The sequence below is a fragment of the Citromicrobium bathyomarinum genome (assembly GCF_038594605.1).
GTDB classification, from domain to species: domain Bacteria; phylum Pseudomonadota; class Alphaproteobacteria; order Sphingomonadales; family Sphingomonadaceae; genus Alteriqipengyuania; species Alteriqipengyuania bathyomarina_B.
Genome location: NZ_JBCFZM010000001.1, coordinates 153,656 through 170,097, shown reverse-complemented (window position 1 = coordinate 170,097; position 16,442 = coordinate 153,656). Strand labels below are relative to the sequence as shown.

Below are 16,442 nucleotides of genomic sequence, written 5' to 3'. Positions count from 1 at the left end.
TCCTGTTAAAAGCCTGTTATGGGCTGGCTATAGGCCCTAGTTCGTAGGGCCACGCCCTTCTCGACCCCCCAATTAGCAGACGCTGAACCCGATTGCCATGACCGCACTTTACAGCTGCCTGCCTCTTTTCGCCACGCTCGCGCTGGGGCTTGCCGCCTGTTCGTCGGGCGAGCCGAATTCCGGCTCCCCGCCGCTGGAAGGCGCTGCTCTCGGCGGCGATTTCACACTGACCGGCGAAACCGGAGCGCCGGTCAGCTTCAGCGATTTCGAAGGGCAGTATCGCACGATCTATTTCGGCTACACCTTCTGTCCCGACGTATGCCCGGTCGACGTGCAACGCGCGATGGGCGGATTGAAGCAATTCGAGGAATCCCATCCCGAACGCGCGGCGAAGATCCAGCCGCTGTTCGTCAGCGTCGATCCCGATCGCGACACACCCGTAGCACTCACCGAATTCACCGACGCCTTCCACCCCCGGCTGATCGGGATGACCGGCGGCAAGGAACAACTCGACAAGATCGTCCGCGATTTCGGCGGCACCTATCAGATCGGCGAGAAGAGCGAGGGTGGCGGCTACCTCGTTCAGCATACCAATATCACGTTTCTCTTCGGCCCCGATGGCGAGCCTATCGCGATGCTGCCGACCGACGAAGGACCTGAAGCGGTCGCCGCGGAGCTGAACAAATGGGTGCGATGAGGGAGCGGTTCTGGGAACGCCCGCTGGGCGAGCTGACCCAGGCCGAGTGGGAGGCACTGTGCGACGGTTGCGGCCGATGCTGCCTCCACAAGCTGGAGGACGAGGACACTGGCGAGATCGCGGAAACGAATGTTGCGTGCCGTCTGCTCGATTGTTCGACCGCGCGGTGCCGCGACTATCCCAACCGCAAGACCTACGTGCCCGATTGCCTGCAACTCACCCGCTCGCTGGTCGACAAGCTGCCGTGGCTGCCTGAAACCTGCGCCTATCGCCGCCGGGCCGAGGGACGCCGGTTGCCGCGGTGGCACTATCTGCTCACCGGATCGCGCGAGGATGTCCATCACGAGGGCGCCGGGATCGCGGGGCGCGTCATTTCCGAGACCGCAGCCGGACCGCTCGAACATCACATCGTCGAGTGGCCCGAATGATCGACTGGTTGCGCGAACCCGCCGATCCGGTGGTCGCGCTGGCCGGTGGCGATCTGCCGCTCGTCATCCGGCGGCATCCGCGCGCCACCCGCATGACCCTGCGGTTGGCCGATGATGGCGAGAGCGCACGGGTCACGCTGCCGCGCTGGGGCACCACCCGCGAAGCATTGAAATTCGCGCAATCGCGCGCCGACTGGCTGGAATTACAGCGCGCGAAAAAGCCTGCCCGCGCCGAGCCGGTGCCGGGCGGCTCGCTGAGCTTCAGGGGTCGCGCCCTTGCCATCGACTGGTGCGAAAGCCGTCCGCGCCGGGTTCTCGCCAGCGACAATGCAATCCGGCTCGGCGGACCTCGCGAAACGCTGACCCCGCGCCTCAAGCGCTGGCTGCAGGGCGAAGCTCGAGAACTCTTCGCTGAGGACCTCGCCTTCTACGCGGGCCGTGCCGGGCTTTCCACGCCCGACTTCTCGCTCTCCGGCGCGCGGCGACGCTGGGGCAGCTGTTCTTCCAACGGCACCGTCAGGCTCAATTGGCGGCTGGTGATGGCACCCGACCACGTGCGCCGCTCGGTCGTCGCGCATGAGACCGCCCACCGAGTGCATTTCGACCATTCCCCGGCCTTTCACGCTCTGCTGGCCGATTTGTTCGAAGGCGACCTTCCGCACGCCGAAGCCTGGCTAAAAGCCAATGGGCCGGGCCTGTTCGCCTCATTCGACTAGATCCCCCGAAATATCCGGACTGGCGAGGTTAAGCCGGTGCGCTTATGTTGGGGTCATGCGTATCAGCCCCAAATACGATGTCGCCGGTGGCCTTGGCGACTTCTGGAACGAGATCCGGCGACCCCAGCCATATCGCATTCCAATCATTCTGGCCTCCTGCGCGTTCCCTGCATTCTTCCTGTATTTCTTCGCGCAGGAGCGCGTCTACGCGCCGCCAGAAACGCCCGACATCGTTTACATAACCACCTTCGCGCCCGACCGGACCGATGCCGAGATCGTCGCTTCGAACCTCGAAAACCAGGAACGCAAGGAAGCGCGCCAACGGCTGCTGGATGCACGGCTTGAGAAACGGCGCGAGATGTACCGCGCGCTCGGCCAGGCGACCGGGATCGACACCGACAAGATGGAAGCCGAAATCGCGGCCGAGGAAGCGCGCGAAGCGGCCGAACGGGAAAGGCGAATCGAGCAGGCGACGGGCGGATCGGTCGACGGCAGCGCCGATGACCGCAGCGAGTGACGCGCGCTGGCTGGCCGCCGCCGCGCGTCTTGCGCTGAAGGGCCGTCCCGCCAGCAATCCTAATCCGGCGGTCGGCTGCATCATCGTGAAAGACGGCCGCGTCGTCGGGCGCGGCTGGACGCAGGCGGGCGGACGTCCCCATGCCGAAGCAATGGCGCTCGACATGGCGGGCGAGGCAGCGCGCGGTGCCGACGTTTACGCCACTCTCGAACCCTGCGCGCATCGCTCGCCGCGCGGGCCATCTTGCGCAGACCGACTGGTCGAGGCGGGAGTCGCGCGGCTGATCGCAGGCGTGGTCGACCCCGATGATCGCACTGCGGGACTGGGGCTGGAGCGGCTGCGCAAGGCGGGGATCGATGCGCAGGCGATCGCTTGCCCGCACAGCGCAGCCAGCCTCGCGGGATACCTGACCCGCCAGCGCCATGGCCGACCCCATGTCACCCTCAAGCTCGCCATGTCGCTCGACGGGTGCATCGCGCTGGCCGATGGCACCAGCCAGTGGATCACCGGCGAGGCATCGCGCGCGCATGTCCATTCCCGCAGGGCTCTTGCCGATGCGATCCTCGTCGGCGGAGGGACCTGGCGGACCGACAACCCGCGCCTCGATGTCCGGCTCCCGGGTCTGGACCGCCGTAGCCCTGAGCGATGGGTGCTGACCACGCAAGCCATCGAGGGCGTGCAGACCATCGCCGCGCCCGCCGACATTACCCGCATCCCGGCGCAATACCTTTATGTGGAAGGCGGCGCGCAGACCGCTGCGAGCTTCCTTGCCGAAGACCTGGTTGACCGGCTGGAGATCTACCGCGCCCCGATCCTGATCGGCGATGGCCTGCGCGCAATTGGCGGGCTGGGCCTCGCCGAGCTTGCGCGAGCGCATGATCGCTGGCAGCCGGTCGAGCGACGCAGCCTCGGCCCCGACAGCTTCGAGGCGTTCGAGCGCTCGCGGCAGGGAGATTAGCATGTTCACCGGTATCGTATCCGCCATCGGCACCATCTCGGCGACCGAGCAGCGCGGCGACCGGCGCGTTACCATCGCCTGTCCATACGACCCCGAAACCATCGCCATCGGCGCCTCGATCGCCTGTTCCGGCGTGTGCCTGACCGTAGTCGACCGGGGAGGCAAAGCAGGCGATTCGTGGTTCGCGGTGGATGTCTCGGGCGAGACCGTGTCGCGCAGCGCACCCGACATGTGGGCCGATGGGCGCCGCCTCAATCTCGAGCGCGCGCTGAAGCTCGGCGACGAGCTGGGTGGCCACATCGTCACCGGCCACGTCGATTGCGTGGGCGAGGTGGTGTCCGCGCGCAGCGACGGCGATTCGACCCGCCTGACGATCCGCGCCCCCGCCGAATTCGCGCCGTTCATCGCGGCCAAGGGGTCGATCACGGTCGACGGCGTGTCGCTGACGGTCAACGCGGTCGACGACCTTTCCGACGGCAGCTGCACCTTCGCGCTCAACATCATCCCGCATACCGGCGAGGTGACGTCGCTCGGCGCGCTCGGAACGGGCGACAAGGTCAACCTCGAGATCGACGTGCTGGCGCGTTACCTGAAACGGATGCAGGCTCTGGCGAGCTGACAGGGGAAACGATCGATGACCTATCTGGTGTTGCTGGCGCTGGCGCTGTCCATGCGGTTCGGACCGGACATCCCTTTTCGAAGGATGCTCACCAGACATCTCGTCGAGCGCCCGATCGCTTTCTTGGTGTCGCACGAGCGGCACCAGTACATCTTCTGGTTGATCGCCACGGCCATGCTGTTGCTTGGTGGCGAGGCGATCCTGATCTTCGGACCGGAACTGATCCTGGTCTACGCCGCCGATCTTGCGCTGTATGTCGACGTTGTGGTGATTGCCGCGGCCTCCGCCTCGTGGAACCGGGCGCATGGGGTGCTGACCCGTCTGCGATCCGGCTTCGGTCGAACGCGCAAGGTCCGGCGCGGCGGCAACGGCGCGGCGCGATCAAAACGCTCGCAGCGCGCGCCCGCCAGGCTCACCAAAGCGAACGACGACGATAGCGACGGACCGGATGCCGGCTTTGCGGAGCGCTTCGCGATCGCGGCCTGACACACCTGACACAGTGTCCAAGGGGCAAAAACCGCCCGGGCCATATCCGGGTGGAATCAGGGCTATTCGACGGTGTGAAAGAGCGACCCGCAGCCTAGCGTCGAGAACCAGCGTAGGACAGTCGCGGCACCGCCCTCTCCGTAGCGGATCAGGCGCGAGCCTTCTCGCCTTGCCTCAGGGTCAGTACCTCCACCCCGTTCGCCGTCACCGCCACCGTATGCTCGAACTGAGCAGAGAGCTTTCCGTCTTTCGTCACGACCGTCCAGCCATCGTCGCGGGTGACGGTTTTCGCGCGGCCCAGATTGACCATTGGCTCGATGGTGAAGGTCATCCCTTCGCGCAGACGCAGGCCGGTGCCCGGGCGACCGTGGTTGAGCACCTGCGGCTCCTCGTGCATTTCACGCCCGATGCCGTGGCCGCAATATTCGCGGACGACCGAGCAGCCATGCTTCTTGGCATGTTTCTCGATCGCGAAACCGATATCGCCCAGATGCGCGCCGGGCCTGACCTTGCGGATGCCAGCCCACATTGCTTCCTGTGCGATCCGCGCGATACGCCGCGCGTGCGGCGGCGCGTCCCCGACAATGTAGGTTTTGCTGGAATCGGCGATGAAGCCACCTTTCTCCAGCGTGATGTCGAGGTTGATGATGTCGCCATCCTGCACGATCACATCCGGCGACGGTACACCGTGACAGACGACTTCGTTGATCGAGCAGTTGAGCACGTATTCGTAGCCGTACTGCCCCTTGCTGGCAGGTCTCGCGGAGAGGTCCTCGCGGATGAAACGTTCGACCAGATCATTGATCTGCATGGTCGAGAGCCCCGGGAGATCGAGCGTGTCGAGCATCTCGAACACCGAGGCGAGCAGACGCCCGGACACGCGCATCAGCGCGAGCTCTTCGGAGGTCTTGACCATCTCAGGCAGCCGCGCGCGTTGCGCTGTCGTCTTCGCTGGCACCCTCGCTCGCCAACGCAAGCTGCTGCCTGACGATATCGTTGAACGACAGCGTCGGATTGGCTTCAGCGAGCCGCCCGATCTTCATCCAGAACTCTGCCTGCGCATTGATCGAACGGCACATAACCGCGCTGGCCTGGCGGACCTGCTCGTGGAGTTCGTCGTCGATCTTGACCAGACCCATTCCTCAACCTTTATACGAATCATATATAAAGCGCGTATAGGTCGACAATCGCTGCTGTCCAGCGCGGCAAGAAATCATCTTGCCAGCGTAAAAAATGCAGGATGGCGGAACGGACGGCCCCTAATCGCCGAGCGATTCACGGCCCAGCGGCCCGCTCGCGAAATCCTCGCGGGTGATCGCATACACAACGTGCAGCACCCGCTTGCCTTGATATTTGGCCAGATCGGTGCGCCGCGTCTGTCGCGCGCCGATTTTCTCGAGCGCGATGCGGCTGCGCCAGTTCGACTCTCCGACGCGGAAATCGATCCGATCGACGCTCTTGAGCGCGTGGCCGACCATCAGCCGCTTGATCTCGCGATTTGCCCCCTTCCCCCAGTAATTCGGGGAGAGAAACGTCCAACCGATTTCGACCGAGCTCTGCTCTTCCTCGTCGTCTTCGGCGCTCTTCAGCGCCTGGAACCGCGACGAGCCGATGATGTCGCCCTTTCGCGTGTCGATGATCGCCAGCGCGCCGCCCTTGGCCAACGCATCGTCGAAGAATTCCCGGAAAACCTCGGCACGCCAGCGATCGTGCATGGGATGCTGTTCCCATACTGCCGGGTCCGAAGCGACGGCATAAAGCGCGGCCCAGTCCTCGCCAGCAAGGGGACGTAGCAGATACCGCTCCCCTTCAAGGACCGGCTGCCGGTCCATGTCAGGCGGCAACGTCCGCCAGTGCGGCGATGAACTTGTCGATATTGCCCTTGGTCAGCCCGGCGATGTTGATGCGCCCGGAGCCTGCCATGTAGACGCCGTGATCGGTCTTCAGACGACCGATCTGGTCCTTGTTCAGCGGCAGCATCGCGAACAGGCCGTTCTGCTCCTCCAGATGCGCCAGCGGCACGCCCTCGACCTTGTTGTCCGCCCCGGCGAGATACGCGCGGACCCAGCGAAGCCGCTTGCGCATCGATTCCAGCTCGGTGAACCACGTCTTGCGCAAGCCCTCGTCGCTCAGGACGATCCGCACCGTGGCGGCACCATGATCGGGCGGCATCGACCAGTTTGCGCGTGCCAGAGCGGCGGCGTTGGACAATGCAGGGCCCATGTCGTCGGCTTTGGCGACCTTGATATAGAATGCCCCCACGCGGTCGCGATAGAGGCCGAAATTCTTGTCGCAGCTATAGGCGACCAGTGCGTAGGGGACCTTGGTCAGCACCTTGCGCAGGCCGGCCGCGTCTTCCTCCAGCCCTTCACCAAGGCCCTGATACGCACTGTCGATGATCGGCAGCACGGGGCTTGTGGAGAGCGCATCGGCAATCGCGTCCCACTGCTCTGCCGAATAGTCGACGCCGGTGGGATTGTGGCAGCATGCGTGGATCAGCACCGCATCGCCCTCGCCCCCGGCCCGGATGACCTCCAGCAGGGCGTCGATATCGGCCGAGCCATCGTCGTTCGAATGCGAGAAGGTCACGGCCTCCAGCCCGACATCCTCGATGATCGGTACGTGGTTGGGCCAGCTCGGCGCACCGAGGTGCACGCGGGTGACGCCCGCCAGCTCGGCCAGTGCCACGGCGAGGCGCACGGCACCCGTACCACCGGGCGTCTGCAGCCCGTCGATCAGGTCGCCGGTGTCGGCGTCGGCCCCGAAGACGATCGGCATAAGGGCCTTTACGAAGCCCTTGTCACCCTCGGGCCCCAGATAGCTTTTGCTGTCCTGCTCATCGAGCAAGCGGCGTTCGCCGCCCTTCACCGCTTCGAACACAGGGGTCGCGCCATCATCGGTACGGTACACGCCGACGCCGAGGTCGATCTTGTCTGCACGCTCATCGGCGGCGAATTGCGAGATCAGCGCGAGCAGCGCGTCGGGCGGAGTGTCTTGCAGGCGATCGAGCATGCCCGCCCCATGCTATCGCACGCGCACGACCGCAACCGATTTTATCGCCGTGGCGCGGCCTAGAAGGGTAACCAGCGGTGCTCCTTGGAGAACTTCATGTAACCGGCATTGATGCCCAGCCGCAGCCCGGCACCCATGCGGATCGGGATCAGCACCTTGTCGCCCTTCCGCAGATAGCTCGCGGTCACCCCGCCGACGAGATAGGCCTGTCCCTCGCCAGACGGGAAGCGCGCGAACAGTTCTTCGGTGTCGAACAGGTTGTAGACCAGCACGAAGGTCTTGCCGCCGTTTGCACCCACATCGAAGCCGATCGAGGGGCCGGTCCAGTACACCGGGCGCTGCCCTTCGATCTTGTGGTACAGCGTGCCCGAGCCATAGCGCGCGCCGACGATGAACGCGCCGCTCGCCTCGCGACCGATGATATAGCCGTTGGGCGTGCCCTGATCGGCCAGCACGCGCTCGATCAGCCGCGCGATGTCCTCCGCATTCTCCCCGAAAAAGTCCTGCGCCGCGCCGATCAGATCATCATCCTGCCAGGTTTCGGCGCTGGCTGCGGGGCTAGCGGGCACAGCGGAATTGTTCTGGGAATACGCCTGCGGCTGGTCGGCAGCCGGCGCGTCTGTCTCCGGCGAAAGGTCCGTCCAGGCGGAAACCCCCGATTGCTGCTCCGATTGCGCGGGCGCTTGCGGCTGAGATTGCGGCTGTGTCGCCGGGGTGCCGTAGACCGACGGCTCGCCGGGATTCTCCACGAGGTCCCCGTCGATCGCTTCGTTGGGATCGACCTGCTCGATCGGTTGGGCGGCGAGCGGTGTCGCCACCATCGCGGCGATCGTGGCGAACAGTGCGACAAGGCGTCGGGTGCTAATTGTGCGGGCCATGGCCTGCGCTCCTCTTACATCGCGAAGAATTCCACTTACGACCGGGGCGTAGCCTGAATAGCATGAACCTCGCGCATCAAGGTGCGAGGCGGCGAGGCGAATCGAAAACAAGGCGAGACGAGTCGTGCGCTGCGGATCCGACGCCCGAATGCGCAGGGCACAGATTGTATGGCACGCGCCCCTTGTGCCGCACCACCACGCTGGCTATAGCGCGCCGCTCTCGGGCCGCAGTTAGCCAGCGGGCCGTGTGCGGAGACGTGGGTGAGTGGCTGAAACCAGCTCCCTGCTAAGGAGCCATACCTCTATCGGGGTATCGAGGGTTCGAATCCCTCCGTCTCCGCCATTTTCCAGCGAATATAAGTGGTCTATTGCGGCTCTGCCTGGCAAAATCCGGTCCCGGCCATCTTACCCGTAACTTGACCATATTCGGGTGTCTGGCCGGTATTGACCAGAAAGGCCTGCCGAAAGGGGTATCGAGGAGACCCCGCTTCGACTAGCGTGAGGTCGGCCGGCCCTTTGAAGGCCGCCGCATGACAGTCTTCCGCCTCAGCTCTGTATTCCTACGATGCCCGGCAAGCGGTGGCGGCAAGGTTCCGCCATCGCGAAGCCTCCACGCCACAACACGTGGCGCATGGATGGTGGTTCAGTTTGTCGACGGGCCACGGAACCAGCGCGTCGAACCTCGGGGACACGGGCCGGGCCGGAACGATCTCCGGCTCCGGCCCAGAGCCCAGAACCTAGAACCTAGAACGAGAAGGTCAGGTCGCTGTACCCGAAATGGGTGGCGCCGGTCTGTGGTGAACCGGGCACCTCCTGGAAGAACCTGCCTTTGTCGAGAATTGCGCCTCCAAGTTCGAGGCGCACGAGCCCCGGCACCAGCCAATAGCGGATCCGCGCTTCCACCTGGTTGCCGCCGTCACGGCCTGCGTTGCCCGAGGGATCGCGCAGCTTCGTGTTGGCGAACGTATCGGTCGCCGAATCCAGCCAGGCGTGGCGGTAGCCGAGGAAGCCCTGCAGGCGTTTGCTGGGCTTGGCAGCGATCTTGGCGCCCACACTGCGGATATTCAAGCGGCCGAAGGGGCCATACAGCTCGGTCGGACCCCATTCACCGCGGCGCGGTCCGAACAGAGGATCGAAGCGGTTGTAATCCGAGGTGTCGGCATCATCGCCGCTGGCAATATCGAAGAAGGCCGAAATGCGCGGCGACCAGGCGCTTGCGAAACTATAGCCAAGTTCGGCATGCGCCGTATAGGCGTCGACGTCTACCTGCGGCGCATTGGCATCCTTCGAGGTGCGGATATTGCCACCCTGGTAGGCGAATTCGAATTCGGCATCCCATTTGCCGGCTTTATCGGGACGGTAGAAGCGCACGCCAGGGGTTACCAGGTGGCGATCCACCGTGGCCTTGTCGGCGCGATCATCCTCGTCGAGGACATAGACGTAAACTTCGCCGGTGAACGGACCGATCAGCGCGGGGCGCGAAAAGATGCCCCCCCAAAACTCCAGATCCCACGATTCCCGGTCCCATTCGACCTTGTTGTCGAGCAGGCTGGCCTTGTCCGTGGGCAGGCGCTGTTGCGGAAGCGTGTAGAAGACCGTCAGATTGCTGCCGTCCGCCGTTTCTCTGTCGAAACGCACGCCGGTGAAGGCATTGGCAGCGGTGCGGAAACCGGGGTCGCCAACCAGCCGCTTCGAACCAAGGTTGAGCACGAAGCGCCCGCCCGTAATGCTTGCGGTCTCGCCGATATCCGCAGATGCGTAGAGCTGCACCAGTTCAAGGGCATTGATCGAGGATGCCGAAAGCGGTGTATCCGCATCGTTGAGATAGGCGCGCGCATCGCGCAGTTCGCCACCAAGAGTTACAGGCCCGGCGTCGTATTCCGCCCGAATGCTGCCACGGATGGTGATTGCCTCGTCGCTATCCGGCGCGTTGGAGCGGAAGCCGTTGTCATAGGTCTGGTAGCGAAAACGCAGATCGCCTTCGATCGAGAAATCATCCGACCCAATCGTATCCTGCAGGCTGAATGGGGTATCCTCTTGCGCGGTGGCGGGCGTTGCGGCGAGCGCGATGCCGCCAGCCAATGCCATCCAAGAAGGTGCGCTTGCGTGAAATTTTGCTTTGCTCATGTCCTGTCGGCAGACATTCCTCGGGCTTGAGGTGCCTCGCCATCTCCTTCCTGTCTTCGATTTTTTCTTGGGAATGCAGCGCGTGAAGGCGCCTGGTCGTTCAGGCGACCAATGTCAGATTGCTGCTTGTCGCAATTCGGGCCGGTCGGTCGGGAAGCCCCGCACCATGATGCGCCTCCGCCGTTAGCTGGAACCGGGCAACCAGTTCCGAAAGCGTGTCTGCCGCATTGGCCAGATTATGTGCTGCTGCGCTGGTTTCCTCGACCATGGCGGCATTCTGCTGGGTCATCTGGTCCATCGACAGCATGGTTTCGTTCGTTCGTGTCAGCTCACCCGATTGCTTGGCGGACGCCTGGCTGATGTGATTGACCATCTCGGTCACGGAACCGACGCGCTCGATAATCCGATCGAGGGCTTGGCCAGTCTCGCTGACCATCTCGACGCCTGCGGCAACTTCCTTCGTACTGTTCTCGATCAGCACGCGAATATCCTGCGCTGCTTCAGCGGAACGCTGGGCAAGCTGGCGCACTTCTTCCGCGACCACCGCAAAAGCCTTGCCGACCTCGCCGGCACGGGCCGCCTCGACTGCGGCATTGAGCGCAAGCAGGTTCGTCTGAAAAGCGATGCCATCGATGGTCATGATGATGCTGGCGATTTCCGAGGTCGATTTCTCGATCTTGTCCATTGCGGTGACCGCCTGGCTTACGATCTGGCCACCCTGGCGCGCTTCCTTCACGGCCTGCTCGACACCGCGATTGGCGTCTGCAGAGACTTGTGTGGTATCGCGCAATCCCTCGGAAATGGCCGTCACGGTTTCGGTTGCCGTGCTGAGTTCGCCGGCACTGCGCTCGGTCCGCTTCGCAAGATCGTCCGATGCCTGGCTGATCTCGACCGAGCCGGTCCGGATATCCCGAGCCGAGGCGTTTACGGATTCGATGGCTTCGCGAAGCTGGCTCAACGTCCGGTTGAAGTCGGTACGCAGTTCGGCATAACTCGCGCCGAGCTCGGGAAGGTCGGCGCTGAGATCGCCATCGGCCATTCGCTGGAGCCGATCGCTGACCAGTTCGACCATCCGCTTCATCTCGGCGTCGGATTGTACCTTTTCCTTGGTCGTATCGCGCAGCCGCTCAGCCGCACGCGCAAGTTCGCCCAGTTCGTCGGTCCGCTCGACATGGTCGACCTCGATATCGAGTTCGCCCGATTCGATCGCGGCGATGCTCTGACGCACGCTCCCGAGTTCGCCGACGATTGCGTTGCGGATCGCACGAGCCATGAAGAAGGATACCAGGCCGGCCAAAACCGCAATGAGCGCGGTGATTATCATGACGGATTTGGCGAGTGCGTGCTGTTCGATGGAGAACTCGCTGGCGCGCAGAATTGCGGGATCGCGGATCGCCTCGATAGCCGTGTCGACTTCGTTGCCGGAATCGACGATGCGCGCGACCGCAGCGGTCCCGGGCGTGCCGTCGGCAATAGCCTCGCTCACTGTCCGCTCATACGCGTCCAGGGTCCGCCCGACGACGTCGGCAAGCGGCAAGTCTTCGGCTTCCATCTTCTCGCGCATATCTTCGAGCGAGGTACGCATGTCTGCCAGATTGCTTTCGTAATTGCTCTCGGTTTCAGGGCTCAGCATAAGCGCGTGCCGGAAAGCGTCGCGCTCAAGCGAGGCGAAGTCTTTTTCGAGCAGCGCGGAGTACAGTGCGCCCTCGTTCATCTCATCCGCTCTGCCGAGCATGTCGCGGCTGATGATCGAACCGCCAACCACCGTCGTAATGATCGCGACGCTCAGCAAACCGGCCGCAACCGCCTGAAGATTCAATCGACGGCTTATTGAGAGCTTTGCCAACCAGCCGCGAGACCTCTGGGTACGTTCTGTCACAATCATCCAATCTGCGCTTTTTAAAATATAGGGCGAGTATTGCCTTATAGAGCCATCGCGATTGGCATGGCGGCGGACAGCCGGAAAAACTGCTGCGTGAGGGGACGCCGACGGGGGTTTGGGGTCGAAAGCGCGCCTTATTTATCCAATATAATGAGGGACTTGATAATATAGATCGAAGCGCTCCGTCTCTGCCGCCGGGCTTCGCGCCTCAGCACCCAAACGATGTCTGCGACGTTCTCTTTCATTGACCGACGTCGAACGTCATCCCTGCGCAAGTGGGGACGTGGGCACCGGTGCACGAGCTGTGATACGTTTCGATGAACGGCCCCTCGCGTAGCCACGCAGGTAACTGCGATGATACGGCAGATGCCGACGATGGCTGGGCCGGTATCGTCCAGCCCCCACACCTCCGTTCAGCGCCCTTGGCGCGCTCGCGGCGCGGACCCGCTCAGGGGCTCGCAAGCGGTCATCGTTTCGCGACCGGCCGAAACAATCGCGCTTCGAACTTTTTTAGGTTATCAACGGACTACAACCACCTGGAATATTTCTCTAATCTATCGGATGAGATGCAGCAGAAACAGTCAAACGAGCGCGCTGCCACAGGGCAGGACAAGGTCCCTCCACGGCTGCTTCGCGATTTGGCAATTCTGGCGCTTGGATATCTCGCTGCCGGATATCTCGGCATCTGGCTTGCCGTACCGCCGGGCTATGCGACCATTATCTGGCCGGCATCGGGGGTTGCTCTTTGTGCCCTTCTTATCCGTGGCGACCGATTGTGGCCCGGTATCTGGCTGGGTTCTTTCTTTCTCAACATAAGAACGGTCTTCGAAGGCCCGTTCGATTTCCAGCAAGAGTTGCCGGTCCTGGCAGTGGGGGTTGCAATAGCCTTCGGGGCCAGCCTGCAAGCAGTGGTAGGTTTCAGGATAGCCCGTCGATTTGCCGACGGGATCGAACTTGCGAACTCCCGCGAGATATTCCGGCTCGTGCTGCTGGTCGTACTGTTGCCATGCATCATTGCCTCCACCATCGGAGTGTCGGCACTGATGCTCGCGGGCACGGTCGATCCATCGATGGCTCTGCGAAACTGGCTGACCTGGTATGCTGGCGATCTGCTCGGCGTGATCCTGGTGACGCCGATCCTGCTGCTATCCAGCTGGTCGCCAGTCGCCGTCCGATGGCGCGGACAATCGCTGCAAGGGGCCGGTTCGCTGGTCGCGACCAGCCTCGTCGCTACATTGCTGCTTACATTCTATGCCTGGCAGTTCATGTCGGAGCGCGAATACCGTCAGGCTGAAGCCAACCTGGCAATGCTGGCCAAGAACACGGACAACGCGCTGCGGCACCGGCTCCAGATCTATCAGCGAGCTCTGGCGGGCGGCGCCGCTTTCGCAAATGTTGAAGGTGACATCACGCCTGCCGAATGGGGCGATTACGTCACTCACCTGGATCTGGTCCGCGCATATCCCGGGATGCACGGCTTCGGCATGTTCGAAGAGGTGAATGGCGAGGATATGCCGGCATTCCGCGAGCAGCTTGCCCGGGAATACGGGAATCGAATCCAGGTCCATCCCGACGTGCCGCGCGACAGGCATTTCGTGATCAATCGCATCGAACCGCTTGCAACCAATTTCGAGGCCGTGGGCCTCGATCTTGCCTTCGAGGAAGGGCGACGCGAGGCGATTGCGCTCTCGACGAAGAGCGAGAGCGCGGTTCTGACACGCCCGATCGTGCTGGTGCAGGATCAGCGCGAAGGGCCCGGGTTCCTGCTGATGCGCCCCGTCCTCGACGGTGCCGGACTACCAACCGGCCGATGGGTGTATTCACCCATGGTCGCGGAAGACTTACTGTCCGATCTCACCCCATCGCAAGGCACGGATTTCGCGCTGGAGGTGTTCCATGGCGAAGCGAGCGATCCGGCCGCGCGCCTTTATGTCACTGGCGAAAAGGCCGAGAACCCTGCCTTCGCGCTTGAAAACACGATCTGGCTGGCTGGGCAACCGTTCACCCTGCGCTGGAGCAGCCTGCGTCCATTCGAAAGACGTTCGGTTTCCAGCGCGCCTGCTCTTGCCCTCGCCAGCGGCCTCATCATCACCTTGCTCCTTGGCATCTTGCTGACAATCTTCCAGCGGCGAGAGAGCCACATCATGCGCGAAGTGGACGAGGCGACGGCTGAGCTCGCCGAGCATAATCGTATGCTCGAGCTGGCGGAGGCTACGGCCCATATCGGGCATTGGCATTACGATCTGCAAGCCCATGAAGTTCGCTGGTCCGATGAAGTGTATCGCCTCCATGGCCTGCGCCCTGGCAATACGCCGGCGATCGAAAAAGCAATTGAGTTCTATCACCCGGATGACCGCGAAATGGTCGAACAGTCGATGGCGGCTGCGGCGGAGACATGCGAACCCTATCGTTTCAGGGCGCGGCTCCTGAGTGCAACCGGAGACTTGCGCCACGTCGAAGTGCGTGGCCGTGTCGATACCGATGAATCCGGGGAGGCGACAGCGATCATCGGCGTCATCATCGATCGGACCGATGAGACGGCCATGCGCGAACGGCTGACCGAAACGATTGCGGAAGCACGCGCTGCGGACAGGGCGAAATCCAGCTTCCTCGCCAATATGAGCCACGAGATCCGGACGCCGATGAACGGGGTAATCGGCTTCACCGAACTTGCGCTCGCCGAAGAAAAGGAACCCGAGCAAAAGCGGCGCCTGCAAATGATTGCGGATTCGAGCAATGCGATGCTCCGCTTGCTCAACGATCTCCTGGATTTTGCGAAGATCGAGGCCAAGCAGATGGCGATCGTCAATGAACTGACCGACCTGCGACACACTCTCCAAAGCTGCGTACGGCTAATGGAACCGGTTGCCAGCAATCAGGGTCTGCGCCTCTCGCTCGATGTCGATCCCGCAGTGCCTGCCCGCATGCTCGTCGACAAAATGCGATTGCGGCAGATCATCCTCAATCTTGTCGGCAATGCGCTGAAGTTCACCGAAGAAGGCGAGGTCAAAATCTCGGCTTCGATCAGCCGCCGCCAGACCGACCAATCCGGCATGATCTTCATTACCGTGCGCGACACCGGCATCGGTATTCCCGAGGATCGTCTGGAGAGTATCTTCGGCAAGTTCACCCAGGCCGACGACACCACGGCAAGGCGGTACGGCGGCACCGGGCTGGGCCTTCCGATCAGCGCCGAATTGGCCGAACTCATGGGGGGCAAACTTCGCGTGGAGAGCAAGCCGGGCGTCGGTTCCACCTTCATACTGACACTCCCGCTCGAGAAGAGCGAGGGTGTGGCCGTGCCCCTGCGCGATGCCGAAGAGCCGACGCCGGGCCACGACCATCCAGCCCGGCTCAACTTCCTGATTGCAGAAGATAATCCCATCAATCAGGAGCTGACGATCGCCATGGTCGATAAGGCGGGCCATGACTGCACGCTCGTCCAGAACGGGCGGCAAGCGGTCGATGCCGTGCTCCAGGCGAGCAGCGACGGGGCACCTTACGACATGGTGCTGATGGACATGCAGATGCCGGAAATGGATGGGCTCGAGGCTTCGCGGGAAATCCGGAAGGCCGGCATCGATGCCAAGACGCTCCCTATTCTGGCGGTGACCGCAAACGCCTATTCGGACGATGTTCAGCGCTGTCTTGCTGCGGGAATGCAGGCGCACCTGACAAAGCCCTTGCGTCTCGATGAGCTTTACGAAGCTATCTCCCAATGGTCCCCGCATCCGGCAGCCTCTGCAGAGCCATCGGCAGGCATGAGCGGCACCGGGACCAACCCGCGCCTTCGCGCCATGTTCGATGAGAGGGTCGCCTCGATCGTCACTGCGATCGACGCCGCCGTGTCCGATGGATCGCTGAGTGAGGAAAAGAAGCGGACAATCACCGGGCTGCTGCATCAGACGGCTGGAGTGGCCGGGTATTTCGAGCAGCAAGCGCTGGGTGAATTCTGCCGGGAAATGGAGCGCAAGCTGCTCGACACCACGGATCAGGCGCTAATGCTCTCCATGCTGGAAACCATTCGAGAGCGCCTCACGCTGGCGACCACCGACGGATAGGCCCGGCGTGCGGCCGGGGATCCCAACCTCGTGGGGCGGCGCCATGGTGGACGCCGGGGCC

The 16,442-nt window shown here is 63.1% G+C and carries 15 protein-coding genes and 1 tRNA gene; 9 read left to right on the top strand and 7 right to left on the bottom strand.

The annotated features are described in order from the left end of the window. Positions 1–97: 97 nt before the first annotated feature. Genes AAG612_RS00800 through AAG612_RS00770 form a run of 7 tightly spaced genes read left to right on the top strand, consistent with a single transcriptional unit; the run spans position 98 to position 4,421 of the window. Positions 98–697: an SCO family protein gene (locus AAG612_RS00800; protein ID WP_342506283.1), complete on the top strand. Its 600-nt coding sequence runs from the start codon at positions 98–100 to the stop codon at positions 695–697. Continuing rightward, positions 685–1,125 carry a YcgN family cysteine cluster protein gene (locus AAG612_RS00795; protein ID WP_342506281.1) on the top strand — a complete coding sequence of 147 codons (441 nt, stop codon included), beginning with the start codon at positions 685–687 and terminating at the stop codon, positions 1,123–1,125. Before AAG612_RS00800 ends, AAG612_RS00795 begins: the two co-directional genes overlap by 13 nt. Continuing rightward, positions 1,122–1,841 carry a M48 family metallopeptidase gene (locus tag AAG612_RS00790; protein ID WP_342506280.1) on the top strand — a complete coding sequence of 240 codons (720 nt, stop codon included), beginning with the start codon at positions 1,122–1,124 and terminating at the stop codon, positions 1,839–1,841. The genes AAG612_RS00795 and AAG612_RS00790 overlap by 4 nt, the downstream gene beginning before the upstream one ends. A gap of 55 nt (positions 1,842–1,896) precedes the next feature. After that, positions 1,897–2,358 (top strand): hypothetical protein, encoded by a 462-nt coding sequence (locus AAG612_RS00785; RefSeq protein WP_342506279.1) that lies wholly within the window; start codon positions 1,897–1,899, stop codon positions 2,356–2,358. Then, entirely contained in the window at positions 2,342–3,316 is a 975-nt protein-coding gene (gene ribD, locus AAG612_RS00780; RefSeq protein ID WP_342506278.1) for a bifunctional diaminohydroxyphosphoribosylaminopyrimidine deaminase/5-amino-6-(5-phosphoribosylamino)uracil reductase RibD, read from the top strand. The genes AAG612_RS00785 and ribD overlap by 17 nt, the downstream gene beginning before the upstream one ends. A gap of 1 nt (position 3,317) precedes the next feature. Next, positions 3,318–3,935 carry a riboflavin synthase gene (locus tag AAG612_RS00775; protein ID WP_342506277.1) on the top strand — a complete coding sequence of 206 codons (618 nt, stop codon included), beginning with the start codon at positions 3,318–3,320 and terminating at the stop codon, positions 3,933–3,935. 15 nt (positions 3,936–3,950) lie between these two features. Then, positions 3,951–4,421, top strand: a complete 471-nt coding sequence (locus AAG612_RS00770) for a hypothetical protein (protein ID WP_342506276.1) — start codon at positions 3,951–3,953, stop codon at positions 4,419–4,421. Between the two features lie 148 nt (positions 4,422–4,569). Here AAG612_RS00770 and map read toward each other — a convergent pair whose 3' ends face one another. From map to AAG612_RS00745, 5 genes are all read right to left on the bottom strand, one after another. Further along, positions 4,570–5,337, bottom strand: coding sequence for a type I methionyl aminopeptidase (gene map, locus AAG612_RS00765; RefSeq protein WP_342506274.1), 768 nt, complete (start codon positions 5,335–5,337; stop codon positions 4,570–4,572). A 1-nt stretch (position 5,338) separates the two neighbouring features. Then, entirely contained in the window at positions 5,339–5,560 is a 222-nt protein-coding gene (locus AAG612_RS00760; RefSeq protein ID WP_342506273.1) for a ParD-like family protein, read from the bottom strand. A gap of 120 nt (positions 5,561–5,680) precedes the next feature. Then, a complete protein-coding gene (locus AAG612_RS00755; protein WP_342506270.1) occupies positions 5,681–6,253 on the bottom strand; it encodes a GNAT family N-acetyltransferase in 573 nt (190 codons plus the stop codon). Between the two features lies 1 nt (position 6,254). Further along, on the bottom strand, positions 6,255–7,433 hold the full coding sequence (locus AAG612_RS00750) for an amino acid aminotransferase (protein WP_342506268.1): 1,179 nt from the start codon (positions 7,431–7,433) through the stop codon (positions 6,255–6,257). Positions 7,434–7,492: 59 nt separating this feature from the next. Continuing rightward, a complete protein-coding gene (locus AAG612_RS00745; RefSeq protein WP_342506266.1) occupies positions 7,493–8,311 on the bottom strand; it encodes a DUF1134 domain-containing protein in 819 nt (272 codons plus the stop codon). Between the two features lie 251 nt (positions 8,312–8,562). Here AAG612_RS00745 and AAG612_RS00740 point away from each other — a divergent pair. After that, positions 8,563–8,654 (top strand) — tRNA-Ser (locus tag AAG612_RS00740). Between the two features lie 401 nt (positions 8,655–9,055). On the opposite strand, the gene AAG612_RS00735 is transcribed toward AAG612_RS00740, so the two are convergent. Together AAG612_RS00735 and AAG612_RS00730 are read right to left on the bottom strand one after the other, a co-directional pair. After that, on the bottom strand, positions 9,056–10,399 hold the full coding sequence (locus tag AAG612_RS00735) for an alginate export family protein (RefSeq protein ID WP_342506263.1): 1,344 nt from the start codon (positions 10,397–10,399) through the stop codon (positions 9,056–9,058). Between the two features lie 139 nt (positions 10,400–10,538). Next, positions 10,539–12,257: a methyl-accepting chemotaxis protein gene (locus AAG612_RS00730; RefSeq protein ID WP_342506262.1), complete on the bottom strand. Its 1,719-nt coding sequence runs from the start codon at positions 12,255–12,257 to the stop codon at positions 10,539–10,541. Positions 12,258–12,886: 629 nt separating this feature from the next. Between AAG612_RS00730 and AAG612_RS00725 the strand changes: the two genes are divergently transcribed. Next, a complete protein-coding gene (locus AAG612_RS00725; protein ID WP_342506261.1) occupies positions 12,887–16,381 on the top strand; it encodes an ATP-binding protein in 3,495 nt (1,164 codons plus the stop codon). The last annotated feature ends 61 nt before the right edge of the window (positions 16,382–16,442 follow it).